General features: G+C 60.2%; 17 protein-coding genes and 1 riboswitch. Of the genes, 7 read left to right on the top strand and 10 right to left on the bottom strand.

Annotation, left to right across the window (positions count from 1 at the left end; translation table 11 throughout):
- The first annotated feature begins 1 nt into the window (after window position 1).
- Window positions 2-1,276: a sensor histidine kinase KdpD gene (locus ABTW55_RS13815; RefSeq protein WP_033636723.1), complete on the top strand. Its 1,275-nt coding sequence runs from the start codon at window positions 2-4 to the stop codon at window positions 1,274-1,276.
- On the opposite strand, the gene ABTW55_RS13810 is transcribed toward ABTW55_RS13815, so the two are convergent.
- The 8 genes from ABTW55_RS13810 to ABTW55_RS13775 form a co-directional block, all read right to left on the bottom strand.
- The gene (locus ABTW55_RS13810) at window positions 1,262-2,041 is read right to left on the bottom strand and encodes a helix-turn-helix domain-containing protein (protein ID WP_033636724.1); all 780 of its coding nucleotides are present in this window, start codon (window positions 2,039-2,041) and stop codon (window positions 1,262-1,264) included. The genes ABTW55_RS13815 and ABTW55_RS13810 overlap by 15 nt on opposite strands.
- A 737-nt stretch (window positions 2,042-2,778) precedes the next feature.
- Window positions 2,779-3,912 (bottom strand): 2-iminoacetate synthase ThiH, encoded by a 1,134-nt coding sequence (gene thiH, locus ABTW55_RS13805; RefSeq protein WP_033655319.1) that lies wholly within the window; start codon window positions 3,910-3,912, stop codon window positions 2,779-2,781.
- Window positions 3,912-4,691: a thiazole synthase gene (locus tag ABTW55_RS13800; protein WP_033655320.1), complete on the bottom strand. Its 780-nt coding sequence runs from the start codon at window positions 4,689-4,691 to the stop codon at window positions 3,912-3,914. The genes thiH and ABTW55_RS13800 overlap by 1 nt, the downstream gene beginning before the upstream one ends.
- Window position 4,692: 1 nt before the next feature.
- Window positions 4,693-4,893: a sulfur carrier protein ThiS gene (thiS, locus tag ABTW55_RS13795; protein ID WP_016929423.1), complete on the bottom strand. Its 201-nt coding sequence runs from the start codon at window positions 4,891-4,893 to the stop codon at window positions 4,693-4,695.
- Window positions 4,890-5,639, bottom strand: a complete 750-nt coding sequence (locus tag ABTW55_RS13790) for a HesA/MoeB/ThiF family protein (RefSeq protein ID WP_033655321.1) — start codon at window positions 5,637-5,639, stop codon at window positions 4,890-4,892. Before ABTW55_RS13790 ends, thiS begins: the two co-directional genes overlap by 4 nt.
- Window positions 5,632-6,282, bottom strand: a complete 651-nt coding sequence (thiE, locus tag ABTW55_RS13785) for a thiamine phosphate synthase (RefSeq protein ID WP_033655322.1) — start codon at window positions 6,280-6,282, stop codon at window positions 5,632-5,634. Before thiE ends, ABTW55_RS13790 begins: the two co-directional genes overlap by 8 nt.
- Window positions 6,275-8,218 carry a phosphomethylpyrimidine synthase ThiC gene (gene thiC / locus ABTW55_RS13780; RefSeq protein ID WP_060423908.1) on the bottom strand — a complete coding sequence of 648 codons (1,944 nt, stop codon included), beginning with the start codon at window positions 8,216-8,218 and terminating at the stop codon, window positions 6,275-6,277. Before thiC ends, thiE begins: the two co-directional genes overlap by 8 nt.
- A 114-nt stretch (window positions 8,219-8,332) precedes the next feature.
- Window positions 8,333-8,457: riboswitch (TPP riboswitch) on the bottom strand.
- A gap of 39 nt (window positions 8,458-8,496) precedes the next feature.
- On the bottom strand, window positions 8,497-8,988 hold the full coding sequence (locus ABTW55_RS13775; protein WP_033636734.1) for an Rsd/AlgQ family anti-sigma factor: 492 nt from the start codon (window positions 8,986-8,988) through the stop codon (window positions 8,497-8,499).
- 101 nt (window positions 8,989-9,089) lie between these two features.
- Here ABTW55_RS13775 and nudC point away from each other — a divergent pair, with 101 nt between their 5' ends.
- The 6 genes from nudC to ABTW55_RS13745 all read left to right on the top strand — a co-directional run bounded on the left by nudC (window position 9,090) and on the right by ABTW55_RS13745 (window position 13,465).
- Window positions 9,090-9,857, top strand: a complete 768-nt coding sequence (gene nudC / locus ABTW55_RS13770) for an NAD(+) diphosphatase (RefSeq protein WP_060423910.1) — start codon at window positions 9,090-9,092, stop codon at window positions 9,855-9,857.
- A gap of 38 nt (window positions 9,858-9,895) precedes the next feature.
- A complete protein-coding gene (gene hemE, locus ABTW55_RS13765; protein WP_033636735.1) occupies window positions 9,896-10,960 on the top strand; it encodes a uroporphyrinogen decarboxylase in 1,065 nt (354 codons plus the stop codon).
- A 9-nt stretch (window positions 10,961-10,969) separates the two neighbouring features.
- Window positions 10,970-11,656, top strand: a complete 687-nt coding sequence (gene nfi, locus ABTW55_RS13760) for a deoxyribonuclease V (RefSeq protein ID WP_033655325.1) — start codon at window positions 10,970-10,972, stop codon at window positions 11,654-11,656.
- Window positions 11,657-11,704: 48 nt separating this feature from the next.
- On the top strand, window positions 11,705-12,295 hold the full coding sequence (locus tag ABTW55_RS13755) for a YjaG family protein (protein WP_025160203.1): 591 nt from the start codon (window positions 11,705-11,707) through the stop codon (window positions 12,293-12,295).
- 189 nt (window positions 12,296-12,484) lie between these two features.
- The gene (hupA, locus tag ABTW55_RS13750) at window positions 12,485-12,757 is read left to right on the top strand and encodes a nucleoid-associated protein HU-alpha (RefSeq protein WP_004929874.1); all 273 of its coding nucleotides are present in this window, start codon (window positions 12,485-12,487) and stop codon (window positions 12,755-12,757) included.
- A gap of 36 nt (window positions 12,758-12,793) precedes the next feature.
- Window positions 12,794-13,465, top strand: a complete 672-nt coding sequence (locus tag ABTW55_RS13745) for a DUF1481 domain-containing protein (protein ID WP_079656126.1) — start codon at window positions 12,794-12,796, stop codon at window positions 13,463-13,465.
- A gap of 49 nt (window positions 13,466-13,514) precedes the next feature.
- Here the strand turns inward: ABTW55_RS13745 and purD are convergent, their stop codons facing one another.
- Together purD and purH are read right to left on the bottom strand one after the other, a co-directional pair.
- Complete coding sequence (gene purD / locus ABTW55_RS13740; protein ID WP_033636738.1) at window positions 13,515-14,798, bottom strand: phosphoribosylamine--glycine ligase; 1,284 nt, start codon at window positions 14,796-14,798, stop codon at window positions 13,515-13,517.
- A gap of 48 nt (window positions 14,799-14,846) precedes the next feature.
- Window positions 14,847-16,436 carry a bifunctional phosphoribosylaminoimidazolecarboxamide formyltransferase/IMP cyclohydrolase gene (purH, locus tag ABTW55_RS13735; protein ID WP_101455725.1) on the bottom strand — a complete coding sequence of 530 codons (1,590 nt, stop codon included), beginning with the start codon at window positions 16,434-16,436 and terminating at the stop codon, window positions 14,847-14,849.
- Window positions 16,437-17,030 lie beyond the last annotated feature (594 nt).

Genomic DNA, 17,030 nt, shown 5'->3' with positions numbered 1-17,030 from the left:
GATGAGCAAAAAACTGATCGGTACTCTTATCGCGTTGGTTGCCATCTTCTCCTTATTGATTTTGTTGATTGCCATTAACTTCGGCGGCGTAAAAGAACGCTATAAGCAGATCGAGCCCAATCTGGACAACTACTCGGTGGCCGAGATCCTCTTTCTGGCGTTTGAAAGAACCAAAACCGCGCTGCTGCTCAGTGAAAATAACGACTACGACGCCTTCCAGATCAAAAAGAAAATCTTCTACTCGAAGATTCAGATCCTGGAGAGCCGTTCGACCTTCAGCGACTCTTTTTATTACGACGACGAGTTCATCAAGAATGTTGCGCTGCTGAAGCAGCAGTACCGCACGTTGGACGATCTCTCCGCCGGCTTGCTGGTGGGGCAGAAAAACAAGGCGGACATTCTCTCTTATATGGATGATATCGAGGGCACGCTGGTCGATATCCAGGAAATTATTTATCGTATACAGATTAAAAACTTTACCGAAGTGAAAGGCATCATCCAGGAGAATTCGAGTAAAGCCGAGATGTTCGCCCTCTTTTCGCTGATTTTGGTGTTTCTGATGATGTTCCTGGTGCTGAGAAATGCCTTCTCGTTAAAAGAGATCATCAAGAACAAGAACATCTTTATCTCTTCCATCTACCACGAGATCGCCGGCTCGACTCAGGCCATCGTCATTGCCGCGGATATCATGGAGCACGAGCTGGCGCAGGAAGAGTTGAAAAAAGAAGCCCGCCTGATCTCCTATCACGGCAATAAGATCGCCGAACAAACGCGCGAGGTGATGGATTATTCGCGGCTTGAGATGGGGGAAGTCAAAATCAATATTTCCACCTTCCGGCTGAATGAGGTGGTGGACGATGCCGTAACCGGCATCGGCGCCGGGCGCGGCAATCGCCTCGTGATTCACCGTTCGTCTTATGCCGGCCTGATTGGTTCTGATAAATACAAGCTCTACCGAATATTGGCCAACCTGCTCAGCAACGCGGATAAATTTACCCACCGCGGCGCGATAACCCTTAACGTGAAGGTATGTCACGGCAATCTGTATTTGCGAGTAAAAGACACCGGCATCGGGTTTAACGTCAAAAATCTGGATCGGTTGTATAAGGCGTTCAATCAGGGGGTGGAAAGGGAAACGCGGCAGGGGTTGGGGCTGGGGCTGACCATTATCAAAAATTACGTCACGACGATGAAAGGTACCATTAAAGCCAAATCCGTCGAAGGAGTGGGCTCATCGTTTTTGATCCGCATCCCGGTCAAACTAATTAAAGAATAGGTTCGACAGCAGCAGCGAGGAGATAATCAGCGGCTTGGTCGGTTTTTCCACCAGATGTACGTCATAGTGCAGGATCATATCGCCGATGTTTTTCTCGTAGTGATTCAGCTGGCCGGTCAGAATGATGATGCGGGCGTGCGGATCGAGGGCGTCTTTAATTTTCTTCACAACGCGTTCGGAGGTCTCGCCGAAATCCAACAGCCAGTCCAGAATAAACGCCTCAAAGGACTGCTGTTCCAGCGCGGCCAGCATGGCGTCCGCCGTCTGAAAGGTCTCAGTCTCGATGCCGTATCGGCTGGCGATCTTCTTCAACAGTTCGAGAATATCCCCATCATTGTCCAGGATCGCGATACGCGGGGCCGGCAGAAAGTCTATCTTGTTGACTTTGTACAGCGGAGCCTCGGCGGCATGTTCCCGATTGGTGTTGATGATGAAAAGATCGTCTTTTTTGCAGGCGTAGGTTTCGTCGTTGTCCGCTTGCGTGACCGGGCGCTCGTCAACCTCAATATTGCAGCGCTTGTGAATGCTGTTCATGATAAAGACGGCGTTATGCGTCCTTTGGCCGGCAAACGGCTCGTTGAAGTACTGAAATACCTTTTTGACTTCATCGAGGGTGATGCCTCTTTTGCCATCCAGCTTCTGTTTGGCGCTGTTGTACTGAAGGTTCAGTATGTTGGCCATCGTGGAGGCATGCTTTCTGTCGCCAACTCCTTTCAGAGTGAGCAACGCGCTGATTGCATCGATGTAATTTGGCGTTTTCTTCATGACAACCTTGGCTTTTTTTGATGTTGACCGCGAGCGCTGAAAAACCTGCGCGAGGACCCGTGCTGGATTATAGATGATGACTGGGGGTTGCAGCGATATCAGTTTGATTTTGCTTGTCAAACTCAAAATACACTCGATGCAAAATAAAAAAACACTCAAAAGACATTCACATTTAATCGTTTGTATGGTTAATTAGCGCACATACTGTGTGATTCGCGTCCTGGGGGGGTGCCAGTCTCACAAAATAAACCGCCTGCTCTTGTCCGTAAGCAGGGAGCAGGCGGCAAAAAGATCCGCGGCCAACACCAGGGCCAATGGCAGCACCGGGGATGACCACTCGAATCTCTCTTCGTCGCTGTACCTTCTTATCCTCGTTCCCACTTTTCTGCCGCCACAGCGCTCTATGAGTATCACTCCTGAGTGAGTGCCGCACATCGTTATGCCATCTTTCTGACTGCCCATTAGCCGACAAGGCAATCTGCCCGTACGCCCTTACCGGCCGCGATACGCCATATGCGCGTTGCCGCGGACGAGGGCCCGGCGTCGCGCAAGAGAAGCTCCGGCGCGATCCGGGATGGGATAAGGCGGGGCCATCGAGAGGGTGACGGCCCCGGCCGACGCCGGGTTTGGCGGTCGGCAAGGTCACTATAGCCGGGGAAGTTACCGGCGCCAGCGCCGGCGTTCGGCATTGCGCGGCCGCTCCCGCGTTTTCTTCACGCGGCGGTAAACGTTGCCGCTTATTGCGTGCTGCGTCCCAGATAACCGTCCCAGTCTTTCCACACCGGCTGCAGCCCGGCGTTGCTGATGGCCTCGGCGACCTGCTGTGGCGTGCGGCCGTCGTGCGGCTCGAACTGTTCCAACTCCGGCGGCACGTCGTCGGCATAGCCGCCGGGCTGCGTCTTGGATCCGGCGCTGACGCTGTTGATCGCCACCGGGATCATGTGATCGCGGAAGTACGGCGATTCACGCGTAGACAGCGACAGCTCAACGTCCGGTGCGAACAGCCGGAAGGCGCAGATCAGCTGCACCAACTGAGGCTCGCTCATGATCGACGCCGGCTCAATGCCGCCGGCGCAGGGGCGCAGACGCGGGAACGAGATCGAGTAGCGGCTCTGCCAGTAGGTTTGCTGCAGGTAGAACAGATGTTCCGCCAGCAGGTAGCAGTCGGTGCGCCAGCTGTTGGACAGGCCGATCAACGCACCGAGGCCGATCTTGTCGATCCCGGCGCGCCCCAGGCGATCCGGCGTGGCCAGGCGCCAATGAAAATCCTGCTTCTGCCCGCGCAGATGGTGCTGCAGATAGGTGGCCGGATGGTAGGTTTCCTGATACACCAGCACGCCGTCCAGGCCCAGCGCTTTCAGTTCGGCGTACTCGTCCTGCGCCAGCGGCTGCACTTCCATCATCAGCGAGCTGAAGTGGCGGCGGATCGCCGGAATGTGCTGACGGAAATAGTCCATGCCAACCTTGCTCTGATGTTCGCCGGTGACCAGCAACAGGTGCTCGAACCCCAGCGCCTTGATGGCTTCGCACTCGCGTGCGATCTCCGCCGCGTCCAGCGTTTTGCGCTTGATGCGGTTGCTCATCGAAAAGCCGCAGTAGGTGCAGTCGTTGGCGCACAGGTTAGAAAGGTACAGCGGCACATAGAAGCTGACGACGTTGCCGAAGCGCTGACGGGTCAGCTGCTGCGCGCGCTGCGCCAGCGGTTCCAGATACGGCGCGGCGGCGGGGGAGATCAGCGCCATAAAGTCGTCGCGCGTCAGCTTGTCGGCGGTCAACGCGCGTTCCACGTCGCGTGCGGTTTTGCCGTTGATGCGCAGCGTAATGTCGTCCCAATCCAGCTGTTGCCAGCGGCTACTGAAATCGTCGCCCATCACTGCGCCTCCTCTGGTTGGCTGAGGAAGGCGGTCAGCGGGCTGGAGGCGGCCGCACCGCGCTGGCTGGCACCCAATCCGGCGCTGTGCGCCAGCTCGCCGGCCTCCAGCGCCAGGCGAAACGCCCGTGCCATTTGCACCGGGTCGCGCGCCACGGCGATGGCGGTATTCACCAGCACCGCGTCGGCACCCAGCTCCATCGCTTCCAGCGCGTGGCTCGGCGCGCCGATGCCGGCGTCGACCACCACCGGCACCTTGGCCTGCTCGATGATGATCTCGAGGAAGTCACGGGTGCGTAGACCGCGGTTGGAGCCGATAGGGGCGCCGAGCGGCATCACCGCCGCGCAACCCACCTCTTCCAGCCGTTTGCACAGCACCGGATCGGCGCCGCAGTAGGGCAGCACCACAAAACCGTCTTTCACCAGCGTTTCCGCCGCCTTCAACGTTTCTATCGGATCCGGCAGCAGGTATTTCACATCGGGATGGATCTCCAGCTTCACCCAGTGGGTGCCGAGCGCTTCACGCGCGAGCCGGGCGGCGAACACCGCTTCGGCGGCGGTTTTGGCGCCGGAGGTGTTGGGCAATAGCCTTACGCCCAGCTGCTGCAGCGGCGCCAAAATGGCGTCGTTGCCGCCGCGCAGATCGACGCGCTTCATGGCCATGGTCACCAGCTGTGAGCCGGAGGCCGCCAGCGCCTCCAGCATCAACGCCGGGGTGGCGAACTTGCCGGTGCCGGTGAACAGGCGCGAGGTAAAAGTGGTATCGGCGATTTTCAGCATGTCAGCCTCCGGCGATCGCTTGAAACAGCAAAATGTCGTCACCGTCCTGCACCTGATGGTCGGCCCAGTCGGCGCGCGGGATGATGGTTTGGTTGATCGCCAGCGCAGTGCCCGGCTGGTGGCGTTCCAGCTGGGTCAGCAGGGCGGCGACGCTGAGCGGCTGCGCCAGCTCCAGCGGTTGGTCGTTCAGACGGATCTTCATGCCGCGCCTCCGCATACCGGGCAGGCGCGGGCCTGGCTCAGTTGCAGCGTGCTCCAGCTCTGCTGCTTGCCGTCGAACAGCCGCAGCTTGCCGTTGAGGGAGGAAGGCATACCGGCCAGCATCTTGATGGCTTCCAGCGCTTGCAGAGTGCCGATCACGCCCACCACCGGGCCGAGCACCCCGGCGGTGCGGCAGTTGCGCTGCGGCTCTTCCTGCTCCGGGTACAGGCAGGCGTAGCAGCCGTGCGCATAGGGCGGCTCGAGCACCAGCAGCTGGCCGCTGAAGCCGACCGCGCTGCCGCTGATCAGCGGCTTGACGGCGGCGATGCAGGCGGCATTGACCTCATGACGGGTCGCCATATTGTCGCAGCAGTCCAGCACCAGATCGGCGCGGGCGACCGCGTCGCGCAGCGCTTGCCCCTGCAGCCGCTGCGCCAGCGGGATGGATTCCACCAACGGGTTCAGCGCCTGCAGGTGGCGTTGCGCCAGCGCCGCCTTGCCGGTGGCAGTATCGGCGCTGCGGTAGAGGATTTGCCGCTGCAGGTTGGTGACATGCAGCTGGTCGTCGTCGGCCAGCAGCAGCGTGCCGACGCCGGCGGCGGCCAGATACAGCGAAGCCGGGGAACCGAGCCCGCCCAAACCGACGATCAGCACCGTGGCGCGCTTGAGCCTCTCCTGGCCTTCCGGGCCGACGTCCTCCAGCAGCAGCTGGCGGCTGTAGCGCAGGAATTCCTGATCGTTAAGCATCGTTCGGATCCTCGCCTTCGATCAGCCGCAATAGCTCGGCCGTCGCCGCGCGCCAGTCCGGCGCCTGGGTGATGGCGCTGACCACCGCCACGCTACCGACGCCGCACGCCAGCACTGCCGGTACGCGATCGATGCTGATCCCGCCGATCGCCACCGTCGGGTAATCCGCCAGGCCGGCGATGTGGCGTTTCAACTCCGCCAGCCCCTGCGGCGCCGAAGGCATGTCTTTGGTTTGGGTGGGGAAGATGTGCCCCAGCGCGATGTAGGAAGGTTTCACCGCCAGCGCGCGCGCCAGCTCCGCGTCGTCATGGGTGGACACGCCCAGCCGCAGCCCGGCGCGGTGAATGGCCGCCAGATCGGTAGTATCGAGATCCTCCTGGCCCAGATGCACGCCGTAAGCGCCGTGCTTGATCGCCAGCCGCCAGTAGTCGTTGATGAACAGCCGCGCCTGATAACGCTGACCCAGCGCGATGGCGGCGGCGATATCCGCTTCGACCTGCTCGTCAGGCAGATCCTTGATGCGCAGCTGGATGGTGGTGACGCCGGCCTCCAGCAGGCGAGCGATCCATTCCACGCTGTCGACGACCGGGTAAAGCCCCAGTTTGTGGGGCGTAGCCGGGAAGGGGGTCGTGATATCAGTCATTGCTTGTCTCCTCTTGCAGGGTGCCGGCGCTGTGATACAGCTCGCTGCCGCGGGCGCGGAACTCGGCGGACATTTTCTCCATGCCGGTCAGCTGCACTTCGATCGGCTTGGCGGCCTCCTGGGCGGCGGCGTAGTCGCGCACCTCCTGCGAAATTTTCATCGAGCAGAATTTCGGCCCGCACATCGAGCAGAAGTGGGCGACCTTGCCGGACTCCTGCGGCAGGGTTTCGTCGTGATAGGCGCGGGCGGTGGCCGGATCGAGCGCCAGATTGAACTGATCTTCCCAGCGGAATTCGAAACGCGCCTTGGACATGGCGTTATCGCGGATCTGCGCACCCGGATGGCCTTTGGCCAGATCGGCGGCGTGAGCGGCGATCTTGTAGGTGATCAGGCCCTGCTTGACGTCTTCTTTGTTCGGCAGGCCGAGGTGTTCTTTCGGAGTGACGTAACACAACATGGCGCAGCCGAACCAGCCGATCATTGCCGCGCCGATGCCGGAGGTGAAATGGTCATAGCCCGGGGCGATATCGGTGGTCAGCGGGCCGAGGGTGTAGAACGGCGCTTCGTGGCAGTGTTCCAGCTCTTCGGTCATGTTGCGGCGGATCATCTGCATCGGCACGTGGCCCGGGCCTTCGATCATCACCTGCACGTCGTATTCCCAGGCGATTTTGGTCAGCTCGCCCAGCGTATGCAGCTCGGCGAACTGGGCTTCGTCGTTGGCGTCCTGAATCGAGCCGGGGCGCAGGCCGTCGCCGAGCGACAGCGAAACGTCGTAGGCGGCGCAGATCTCACAGATTTCACGGAAATGCTGATAGAGGAAGTTTTCCTGATGGTGCGACAGACACCATTTGGCCATGATCGAGCCGCCGCGCGACACGATGCCGGTCAGGCGTTTGGCGGTCATTGGCACGTAGCGCAGCAGCACGCCGGCGTGGATGGTGAAGTAGTCGACCCCTTGCTCCGCCTGTTCCAGCAGCGTATCGCGGAACATCTCCCAGGTGAGGTTTTCCGCCACGCCGTTGACCTTCTCCAGCGCCTGGTAGATCGGCACGGTGCCGATGGGCACCGGGCTGTTGCGCAGGATCCACTCGCGGGTTTCGTGAATATAGCGGCCGGTAGAGAGATCCATCACGGTGTCCGCGCCCCAGCGGGTGGACCACACCAGCTTCTCCACCTCTTCTTCGATCGACGACGTGACCGCCGAGTTGCCGATATTGGCGTTCACCTTCACCAGGAAATTGCGGCCGATGATCATCGGTTCCGCCTCCGGGTGATTGATATTGGCGGGAATGATGGCGCGGCCGGCGGCCACTTCCTGGCGCACGAACTCCGGCGTGATGTTGTCCGGCAGATTGGCGCCCCAGCTTTGGCCCGGGTGCTGGTGGCGCAGCACCTCGCCGCGAATGCGCTCGCGCCCCATGTTTTCACGGATGGCGATGAACTCCATCTCCGGGGTGACGATACCGGCGCGGGCATAGTGCAGCTGGGTCACACGCCTGCCCGGCAGCGCCTTGCGCGGCAGCGGCAGATGTTCGAAGCGCAGGTGATCCAGCCCCTCGTCCGCCAGCCGCTGTTGGGTGAAGCCGGAGCTGGCGCCGCTGAGGGTGGCGGTATCGCCGCGCGTGTCAATCCAGCCGGCGCGCAGTTTGGCGAGACCGGCGTGCACGTCGAGCTTGGCCTGCGGATCGCCGTACGGGCCGGCGGTGTCATACACCGGGATCGCCTCGTTGGGTTCATACTGCGGATTGTCTTTGCTGCCGCCGAGCAGGGTCGGGCTGAGCTGAATTTCGCGCATCGGCACCTGGATATCGCTGCGCGAGCCTTGCAGATAGATACGGCGTGAGTTCGGGAAAGCCATGCCTTGCAGGGTGTCGATAAACTGCTGGGCGGCTTCGCGTTGCGCTTTACGGGCGCGCGGTGGATTAACGTTAGACATAGCAAGTTCCTACCAGTGTGTTGGGTTGGGAAAGTTGCTTGTCTGGAGCTCGGAGGGAGTAATGATGGTGGCCGATAAGGCAGGGCGCCCGCAAGGGGAAGGCCGTGCCTGTGGCGATAGATTACTCTTGTTCCCTTCGCGGGTATTAACCCGATCAGGTTCCGCGGATCCCGAATTAACGGTCTCAGCCTGGCTGATTCGATGAACAAATCAGGCGCTAGGCACTCCGACAAGATGCCCCCCAGTATAGGAGGGATAAGAAAAAAAACTATAAAATTTTAACGCGCCGGATCCGGCTGCGGTTGCTGCGCGGCTTCCGCCTCCAGCAGGATCAGCTTATCTTCCAGCGCAAAGCGCGCCGCCAGCGTTTCGCCGATATCCGACAAGGCCTGGTGGAATTCCAGACAAACCTCCTGATCGATATCCACTTCGGTATAGCGATCGTGGAACGCCATGATCTGTTCGGTATTGGCCCACAGCTTGGGGTAGATGTTCACCGCCAGCGACATTTTCGGACTGGCTGCGCCTTCCACTTGTTTGATAATTCTGTCATAGATATGAAAATGCCCTGCGGAGAGGTAATCCACCAGGTTGTGGCAAAAGTTCTCCAGCGCTTTTTCATTCAGCGGCGTATGCTTTTCTTTATTCGGTTTGAGGCCTACCAGCGTGCAGTAGGCGACCAGCAACTGCTTGCGGGCCTGAAGCCATTGATCAACTAATTCATTACTACCGCCAACGCGCTGAGTCAGCCTTTCCAAACGGTTGAGCATGTTTGACTCCGTGTAAGTAATAAAAGTAACCGGTAAGTTATTAAAATGTAACAAAGCCGATTCGTAGAGTGCCAGTGAAGCTGAGGTTGTGCAACAACGATATGGAACTTGCATTAACGGGCAATGAAAACGGCTGGTGGATCGTCAGCCATGAAAGCAAACTTTGGTTACCGAACGGTGAATTGCCGTCGGGGACGGCCGCCACCCTCGGGCTGCAGGGCCGTATGGCGCGCACCATCGGTGAGTGGGCGGGTGCGCCGGTTTGGCTGGTGCGCCAGGCGATGCCGCGGGAGATGGGCTCGGTGCGTCAGCTGTTGGATCTGGATCGCGGTCTGTTTCAGCTTGCCGGGCGCGGCGTGCAGCTGGCGGATTTCTACCGTTCACATCGCTATTGCGGCTACTGCGGCCATGAGATGCACCTCAGCCGCAGCGAGAGCGCCTGCCTGTGTGGCCACTGCAAAGAGCGCTACTATCCGCAGATTGCACCCTGCGTGATCGTCGCCATTCGGCGCGAGGATCAGATCCTGCTGGCGCAACACGTGCGCCATCGCGGCGGTATCCACACGGTGCTGGCCGGCTTCGTCGAAGTGGGCGAAACGCTGGAGCAGGCGGTAGTGCGCGAAGTGATGGAAGAGAGCAATATTGAAATCAAGAACCTGCGCTACGTCACTTCACAACCCTGGCCGTTCCCGCACTCGCTGATGATGGCCTTTATGGCCGATTACCATCAGGGGGAAATTCGTCACGATCCCAAGGAGCTGCTCAACGCTGGCTGGTATCGCTACGACCAATTGCCGCTGTTGCCGCCGCCCGGCACCGTGGCGCGCCGGTTGATTGAGGACACCGTGGCGCTGTGCCGGGCAGAATAATGTACAATGGCCGGCAGATTATTAAGGGAGCCCCATAAATGACTGAGTTGAAGAACGATCGCTACCTGCGCGCGCTGTTGCGCCAGCCGGTGGATGTGACCCCCGTATGGATGATGCGCCAGGCCGGTCGTTATTTACCGGAGTACAAGGCGACCCGCGCCCAGGCCGGTGATTTCATGTCGCTGTGCAAGAACGCGGAGCTGGCCTGCGAGGTCACGCTGCAGCCGCTGCGCCGCTATGCGCTGGACGCCGCCATCCTGTTCTCCGACATTCTCACCATTCCCGACGCCATGGGGCTCGGCCTGTACTTTGAAGCCGGCGAAGGCCCGCGTTTCAGCTCCCCCGTTACCTGCCGCGCCGACGTCGACAAGCTGCCGGTGTTCGATCCGGAAGTGGAGCTGGGCTATGTGATGAACGCGGTGCGCACCATTCGCCGCGAGCTGAAGGGCGAAGTGCCGCTGATCGGCTTCTCCGGCAGCCCGTGGACGCTGGCGACTTATATGGTCGAAGGCGGCAGCAGCAAAGCCTTCACCAAGCTGAAGAAGATGATGTATGCCGAACCGGCCACGCTGCACCTGTTGCTGGACAAGCTGGCGGACAGCGTGATCCTGTACCTCAATGCCCAGATCAAGGCCGGCGCGCAGTCGGTGATGGTGTTCGACACCTGGGGCGGCGTGCTGACCGGGCGCGATTACCGCGAGTTCTCTTTGCACTACATGCACAAGATCGTCGACGGGCTGCTGCGTGAAAACGACGGCCGCCGCGTGCCGGTGACGCTGTTCACCAAAGGCGGCGGGCAGTGGCTGGAGGCGATGGCCGCCACCGGCTGCGATGCGCTGGGGCTGGATTGGACCACCGACATCGCCGACGCGCGTCGGCGCGTGGGCGACAAAGTGGCGCTGCAGGGCAATATGGATCCGTCGATGCTTTATGCCTCTCCGGCGCGCATCGCGGAAGAAGTGGAGACCATTCTGGCCGGTTTCGGCCACGGCAACGGCCATGTGTTCAACCTGGGCCACGGCATCCATCAGGATGTGCCCCCGGAGCACGCCGGCGCCTTCGTCGAGGCGGTGCACGCGCACTCGGCGAAATACCACCGTTAAGGATTCGATGTGACCGATATGGCGGCCCTGCGCGCCGAACAGCTGCGGCGCGCGGCTGAAGTCATTCGCTACGACGATCTGCCGGCCGAACCGCCGGCCTTCATCGCCGGCGCCGACGTGGGCTTCGAGCAGGAGGGGGCGGTGACGCGCGCCGCCATCGCCATCCTGCGCTATCCGTCGCTGGAACTGGTGGAGTATCAGGTGGCGCGCATCGCCACCGTCATGCCCTACATCCCGGGCTTCCTGTCGTTTCGCGAATACCCGGCGCTGTTGGCCGCCTGGGGGCAGCTGCAGCAGAAACCGGGGCTGATCTTCGTCGATGGGCATGGCATTTCGCATCCGCGGCGTCTCGGCGTCGCCAGCCATTTCGGCCTGCTGGTCGATGTGCCGACCATCGGCGTGGCCAAGAAGCGCCTGTGCGGCAAATTCGCGCCGCTGGACGCCGCCGTCGGCGCGCTGGCGCCGCTGGAAGATAAGGGTGAACCGCTGGGCTGGGTGTGGCGCAGCAAGGCGCGTTGCAACCCGCTGTTCATCTCTACCGGGCATCGCGTGGGCGCCGACAGTGCGCTGGCGTGGGTGCAACGTTGTATGGCGGGCTACCGTTTACCGGAGCCGACCCGCTGGGCCGACGCCATCGCGTCGCGCCGTCCGGCGTTTCAGCGTTGGTTGCAGCAGCATCCGGAGGTGTCGCCATGAGCGATTTCGGGTACACTGCGCCGCAGATAACGCGTAAGAGAGTAAAGCATGCTACGTAACCCGATTCATTTACGTCTGGAACGGCTCGAGGCCTGGCAACATTTGACCTTTATGGCCAGTTTGTGCGAGCGTATGTACCCGAATTACCAGATGTTCTGCAAACAGACCGAGTTCGGCGATCCGGCGGTTTATCGCCGCATTCTGGATTTGGTGTGGGAAACGCTGGTGGTGAAGGACGCCAAGGTCAACTTCGACAGCCAGCTCGAGAAGTTGGAAGAGGCGATTCCGTCGGCGGAAGATTACGATCTTTACGGCGTTTACCCGGCAATTGATGCCTGTATCGCATTAGGGGAACTGATCCATTCGCGGCTCGGCGGGGAGACGCTGGAGCACGCCATTGCCATCAGCGAAACATCGATTCGCACCGTGGCGATGTTGGAAATGACCCAAGCCGGTAAGGAAATGACCGACGAAGAGTTGGAAAGTTTGCCTGCGGTAGAGGAAGAATGGGACATTCAATGGGAAATTTTCCGCCTGTTGGACGCCTGTGAAGAGCGCGATATAGACCTGATCAAGGGGCTGCGATCCGACCTGCGAGAGGCCGGTGTCAGCAACATCGGGATAAATTTAGCGCAATAAGGCAACAAAACGTGATTTAACGCCTGATTTGTCATGCCTTAAGGCTTCACATCCGCACCCTGTCTGGTCTACATTTGGGGGGCGTAAAAAAAGTGGCTATCGGTGCGTGTATGCAGGAGAGTGCTGTCAATCGGCATATCCGTCGCACTCGATGCTTTGCAAACGATAAACACACTGTAAGGATAACTTATGAACAAGACTCAACTGATTGATGTAATCGCGGACAAGGCTGACCTTTCCAAAGCACAAGCTAAACTGGCTCTGGAATCCACCCTGGCTGCTATTACTGAGTCTCTGAAAGAAGGTGATGCAGTACAATTGGTTGGCTTCGGTACTTTCAAAGTAAACCATCGTAGCGAGCGCACTGGCCGCAACCCACAGACTGGCAAAGAAATCAAAATCGCAGCAGCCAACGTGCCTGCGTTCGTTTCTGGCAAAGCACTGAAAGACGCTGTTAAATAAGACCGCGCCTCGGTGAAAAGAATAAACAGGGGGGCGATGGCGCCCCTTTTGTTTGCTCGTCGGGCGCTCATGGCCGTTGGCATCGCCGTCGGCCTGAGCGCCTGCAGTTTCCATTCCGATATCCCCAGCTTTACCGCCAGCGGCTTCGTGGCCGATCAGGGTGTGATACGCCTGTGGCGTAAAGACGATGAGCAACATCGTCCGCAGGTGTTGGTCAGCGTCTACAGCCCTTACCGTGGTCCGGGTACCATCACCACGCTGTACACCTATCAGGGCGACGTGCTGCGCCAAATCAAACGCAACGACGCCGACGGCGATCGAGATTCCATTCAACTGCGCTTTGCCGACGACGGCACGGTGAGCTTTATGCAGCGCCAGTTGGCGACACGCCGCGAACCGTTGACCAGCGATGAAATCGCTCTGTACCAATATCAGGCGCGGCGGATCCTTGAAGTGAGCAATGCGCTGCGCGCCGGCAAGGTGAAATTGCTGCAGGGGCGCTGGATGCAGGGCGAGGTGCAAACCTGCGACGGCCAACGCATGAAACCGGGGCTGGATGCCGCCTCCATCGTTTGGATCGAGAAACGCGCCCGCAGCAGTAGCCGGCCGGTGAGCGTCGCCTGGCTGGAAGCGCCCGAAGGCAGCGAACTGCTGCTGGTGGCGAACGACGACTTCTGCAGCTGGGAACCGAAAGAAGACCAGCTGTAAAAAAGGCCCCGCGCTGCGGAGCCTCCCATCATGACCTTAGACGGCCAAATCACTTGCCGCGCGCAATCGCGCGATAACCGATATCTTTGCGGCAGAAGCTGCCCGGCCACTGAATGCCTTCCGCCAGCTGGTAGGCGCGTTGCTGCGCCTGCGCCACGGTGTCGCCCAGCGCCGTTACGCACAGCACGCGGCCGCCGCTGGTGACGACATCATCGCCCTGCAGGCGTGTACCGGCGTGGAAGACCTTGCCGTCGGCGCTTTCCTGCTGCGGCAATCCCTGGATCACTTCGCCGTTGCGATAGTCGCCCGGATAACCGCCGGCCGCCAGCACCACCCCGAGCGCAGGGCGTTCGTCCCAGTCGGAGCTTTTCTCGTTCAGGCGGCCTTCGGCACCCGCCAGGCACAGCTCCACCAGATCGGAGCGCAGGCGCAGCATGATCGGCTGGGTTTCGGGATCGCCAAAACGACAGTTGAATTCGATCACCTTCGGCTGGCCATCGGCGGCGATCATCAGGCCGGCGTACAGGAAGCCGACGTAGGTGTTGCCTTCCGCCGCCATGCCGCGCACCGTCGGCCAGATCACCTGATCCATGGCGCGCCGGTGGATTTCGTCGGTCACGACCGGCGCCGGGGAGTAAGCCCCCATGCCGCCGGTGTTCGGGCCGGTGTCGCCGTCGCCGACGCGTTTGTGGTCCTGGCTGGTGGCCATTGGCACCACGTTCTCGCCGTCGACCATCACGATGAAGCTGGCTTCTTCGCCGTCGAGGAACTCTTCCACCACGATGCGATGACCGGCGTCGCCGAAGGCATTGCCGGCCAGCATGTCTCGCACCGCCTCTTCCGCTTCCTGCAGCGTCATCGCGACGATCACGCCTTTACCGGCCGCCAGGCCATCGGCCTTGATGACGATCGGTGCACCTTTGCGGCGCACATAGGCCAGCGCCGGCTCCACCTCGGTAAAGTTTTCATATTCGGCGGTCGGGATGCGGTGGCGCGCCAGGAAATCCTTGGTGAAGGCTTTGGAGCCTTCGAGCTGCGCGGCGGCCTGTGACGGGCCGAAGATTTTCAAACCGGCGGCCTGGAAGGCATCGACCACGCCGATCACCAGCGGCGCTTCCGGCCCGACGATAGTCAGACCGATGTCATGGCTCTGGGCGAAAGCGACCAGGGCAGGGATGTCGGTGGCGGCGATCGCCACGTTTTCCAGATTGGCTTCCAGCGCGGTGCCGGCATTGCCCGGCGCAACGTAGACTTTGTCCGCCAGCGGAGACTGGGCGGCTTTCCAGGCCAGCGCGTGCTCGCGCCCGCCGTTGCCGATAATCAAAATGTTCATCAGGGGCTCCACGAATGGCGTGCGCCGGAGCGCACGCGGCAAAAGGAATTAATGGCGGAAGTGACGCATGTCGGTAAAGATCATGGCGATGCCGTGTTCGTTGGCGGCGGCGATCACTTCGTCGTCGCGGATCGAGCCGCCCGGCTGGATCACGCAGGTGATGCCGACCGCCGCCGCGGCATCGATGCCGTCGCGGAACGGGAAGAAGGCGTCGGAGGCCATGGCAGACCCTTTCACTTCCAGCCCTTCATCACCCGCTTTGATGCCGGCGATCTTGGCGGAGTAAACGCGGCTCATCTGGCCGGCGCCTATGCCGATGGTCATGTTGTCACGTGCATAGACGATGGCGTTGGATTTCACGAACTTGGCCACTTTCCAGCAGAACAGCGCGTCGCGCAGTTCCTGTTCGGTCGGCTGACGCTCGGATACCACACGCAGATCGGCGGCGGTTACCATGCCCAGATCGCGATCCTGCACCAGCAGGCCGCCGTTGACGCGCTTGAAGTCCAGCCCCGCCACACGTTGCTGCCACTGGCCGCAGGCCAGCACGCGCACGTTCTGCTTGGCGGCCAGCAGGGAGCGCGCTTCCTGGGTGACGTTTGGCGCGATGATCACTTCCACGAACTGGCGGCTGATGATCGCCTGCGCGGTGGCGGCATCCAGCTCGCGGTTAAAGGCGATGATGCCGCCAAAGGCGGAGGTCGGGTCGGTTTGGTAAGCGCGCTCGTAGGCGGCCAGGATGTCGTCGCCGATCGCCACGCCGCAAGGGTTGGCGTGTTTGACGATCACGCAGGCCGGCTCGGCGAACTCTTTCACGCATTCCAGCGCGGCGTCGGTATCGGCGATGTTGTTATAAGACAGCGCCTTGCCCTGCAGCTGCTCGGCGGTCGCGACGGACGCTTCCTTTACCTCTTCTTCTATATAGAAGGCGGCCTGCTGGTGGCTGTTCTCACCGTAGCGCATATCCTGCTTCTTGATGTAGTTGAGGTTCAGGGTGCGCGGGAAGCGGCCGGACGGCTGCTCGGTCTCGCCGTGGTACGCCGGCACCAGCGCGCCGAAGTAGTTGGCGATCATGCTGTCGTAGGCGGCGGTGTGCTCGAAGGCCTTGATGGCGAGATCGAAGCGGGTGGCATAGCGCAGCGAGCCGTCGTTGTTGTCCATCTCGGTAATGATGGCGGCGTAGTCGCTGCTCTTCACCACGATGGCGACGTCTTTATGGTTCTTGGCGGCGGAGCGCACCATGGTCGGGCCGCCGATATCGATATTCTCGACCGCGTCTTCCAGCGAGCAATCCGGGCGCGCCACGGTTTGGGCGAACGGGTACAGATTGACGACCACCATGTCGATAGGCTGGATGTCATGCTGAGTCATGATGGCGTCGTCCTGCCCGCGGCGGCCGAGAATACCGCCATGAACTTTCGGGTGCAGGGTCTTTACTCGTCCGTCCATCATCTCCGGGAAGCCGGTGTAGTCGGAAACTTCGGTAACGGGCAGACCGGCGTCTGCCAGCAGGCGAGCGGTGCCGCCGGTGGAGAGCAGTTCAACGCCGCGCTGGGAAAGCGCTTCGGCGAATTCAACGATACCGGCTTTGTCAGACACGCTGAGCAGGGCCCGGCGGATTGGACGAGGTTGTTGCATGGTTTTATCCCTTGGCTTTGAGTCGCAATTAAAGAGCGTTACGTGAATGTCCACCTCGTTCTCTCTATAAGGAAGGTTTTTTGCCTTATAAAGGGAGGGTCAGGCACATATTCAGGTAACGCCCCCATAAAAAGGGGGATCGTTTCGCCGCGGGGAATTGTAGCGAAAACGTTTGCGTGGCGCTCGTAAATTTTCCGTACAAATCGCATCTGTGGATAACACTGTGTGCAAGTGGGTATAAGACGGGGTTTTGCTGTGGAATGCAGCGAACGATCGTTTTTGCTGAAAATACCTGTTGCGGCCTGCGAGGAACTCCCTATAATGCGCCTCCATCGACACGGAACATGTGAACAACTTCACAGAGTATCCGGGGGTCGCAGAGAAAAAATCCTGAAAATTAGGGTTGACTCTGAAAGAGGAAAGCGTAATATACGCCACCTCGAGTTAGCAAGCGAAAGCGCCTAACTCACTGCTCTTTAACAATTTATCAGACAATCTGTGTGGGCACTCCACAAGACGATATCCAGCATCTTCGGATGCAAAAAAATATCAAGTCTTGAAGAGTGACTAACTGAAGTAAAATTCATGCAGTAA

Source organism: Serratia sp. SM04 (genome assembly GCF_040280225.1).
Classification (GTDB): domain Bacteria; phylum Pseudomonadota; class Gammaproteobacteria; order Enterobacterales; family Enterobacteriaceae; genus Serratia; species Serratia sarumanii.
Note: the sequence above shows the minus strand (reverse complement) of the source record. Positions and strands in the feature narration are given on the sequence as shown.

Coding starts and splice junctions, on each gene's coding strand:
- ABTW55_RS13790 (WP_033655321.1), bottom strand. CDS start 5,639: ATGCTTAACGATCAGGAATTCCTGCGCTACAGCCGCCAGCTGCTGCTG.
- thiH (WP_033655319.1), bottom strand. CDS start 3,912: ATGGGCGACGATTTCAGTAGCCGCTGGCAACAGCTGGATTGGGACGAC.
- purD (WP_033636738.1), bottom strand. CDS start 14,798: ATGAACATTTTGATTATCGGCAACGGCGGGCGCGAGCACGCGCTGGCC.
- nudC (WP_060423910.1), top strand. CDS start 9,090: ATGGAACTTGCATTAACGGGCAATGAAAACGGCTGGTGGATCGTCAGC.
- ABTW55_RS13775 (WP_033636734.1), bottom strand. CDS start 8,988: ATGCTCAACCGTTTGGAAAGGCTGACTCAGCGCGTTGGCGGTAGTAAT.
- ABTW55_RS13745 (WP_079656126.1), top strand. CDS start 12,794: ATGGCGCCCCTTTTGTTTGCTCGTCGGGCGCTCATGGCCGTTGGCATC.
- hemE (WP_033636735.1), top strand. CDS start 9,896: ATGACTGAGTTGAAGAACGATCGCTACCTGCGCGCGCTGTTGCGCCAG.
- thiE (WP_033655322.1), bottom strand. CDS start 6,282: ATGACTGATATCACGACCCCCTTCCCGGCTACGCCCCACAAACTGGGG.
- purH (WP_101455725.1), bottom strand. CDS start 16,436: ATGCAACAACCTCGTCCAATCCGCCGGGCCCTGCTCAGCGTGTCTGAC.
- thiC (WP_060423908.1), bottom strand. CDS start 8,218: ATGTCTAACGTTAATCCACCGCGCGCCCGTAAAGCGCAACGCGAAGCC.
- ABTW55_RS13815 (WP_033636723.1), top strand. CDS start 2: ATGAGCAAAAAACTGATCGGTACTCTTATCGCGTTGGTTGCCATCTTC.
- ABTW55_RS13810 (WP_033636724.1), bottom strand. CDS start 2,041: ATGAAGAAAACGCCAAATTACATCGATGCAATCAGCGCGTTGCTCACT.
- ABTW55_RS13800 (WP_033655320.1), bottom strand. CDS start 4,691: ATGCTGAAAATCGCCGATACCACTTTTACCTCGCGCCTGTTCACCGGC.
- hupA (WP_004929874.1), top strand. CDS start 12,485: ATGAACAAGACTCAACTGATTGATGTAATCGCGGACAAGGCTGACCTT.
- thiS (WP_016929423.1), bottom strand. CDS start 4,893: ATGAAGATCCGTCTGAACGACCAACCGCTGGAGCTGGCGCAGCCGCTC.
- ABTW55_RS13755 (WP_025160203.1), top strand. CDS start 11,705: ATGCTACGTAACCCGATTCATTTACGTCTGGAACGGCTCGAGGCCTGG.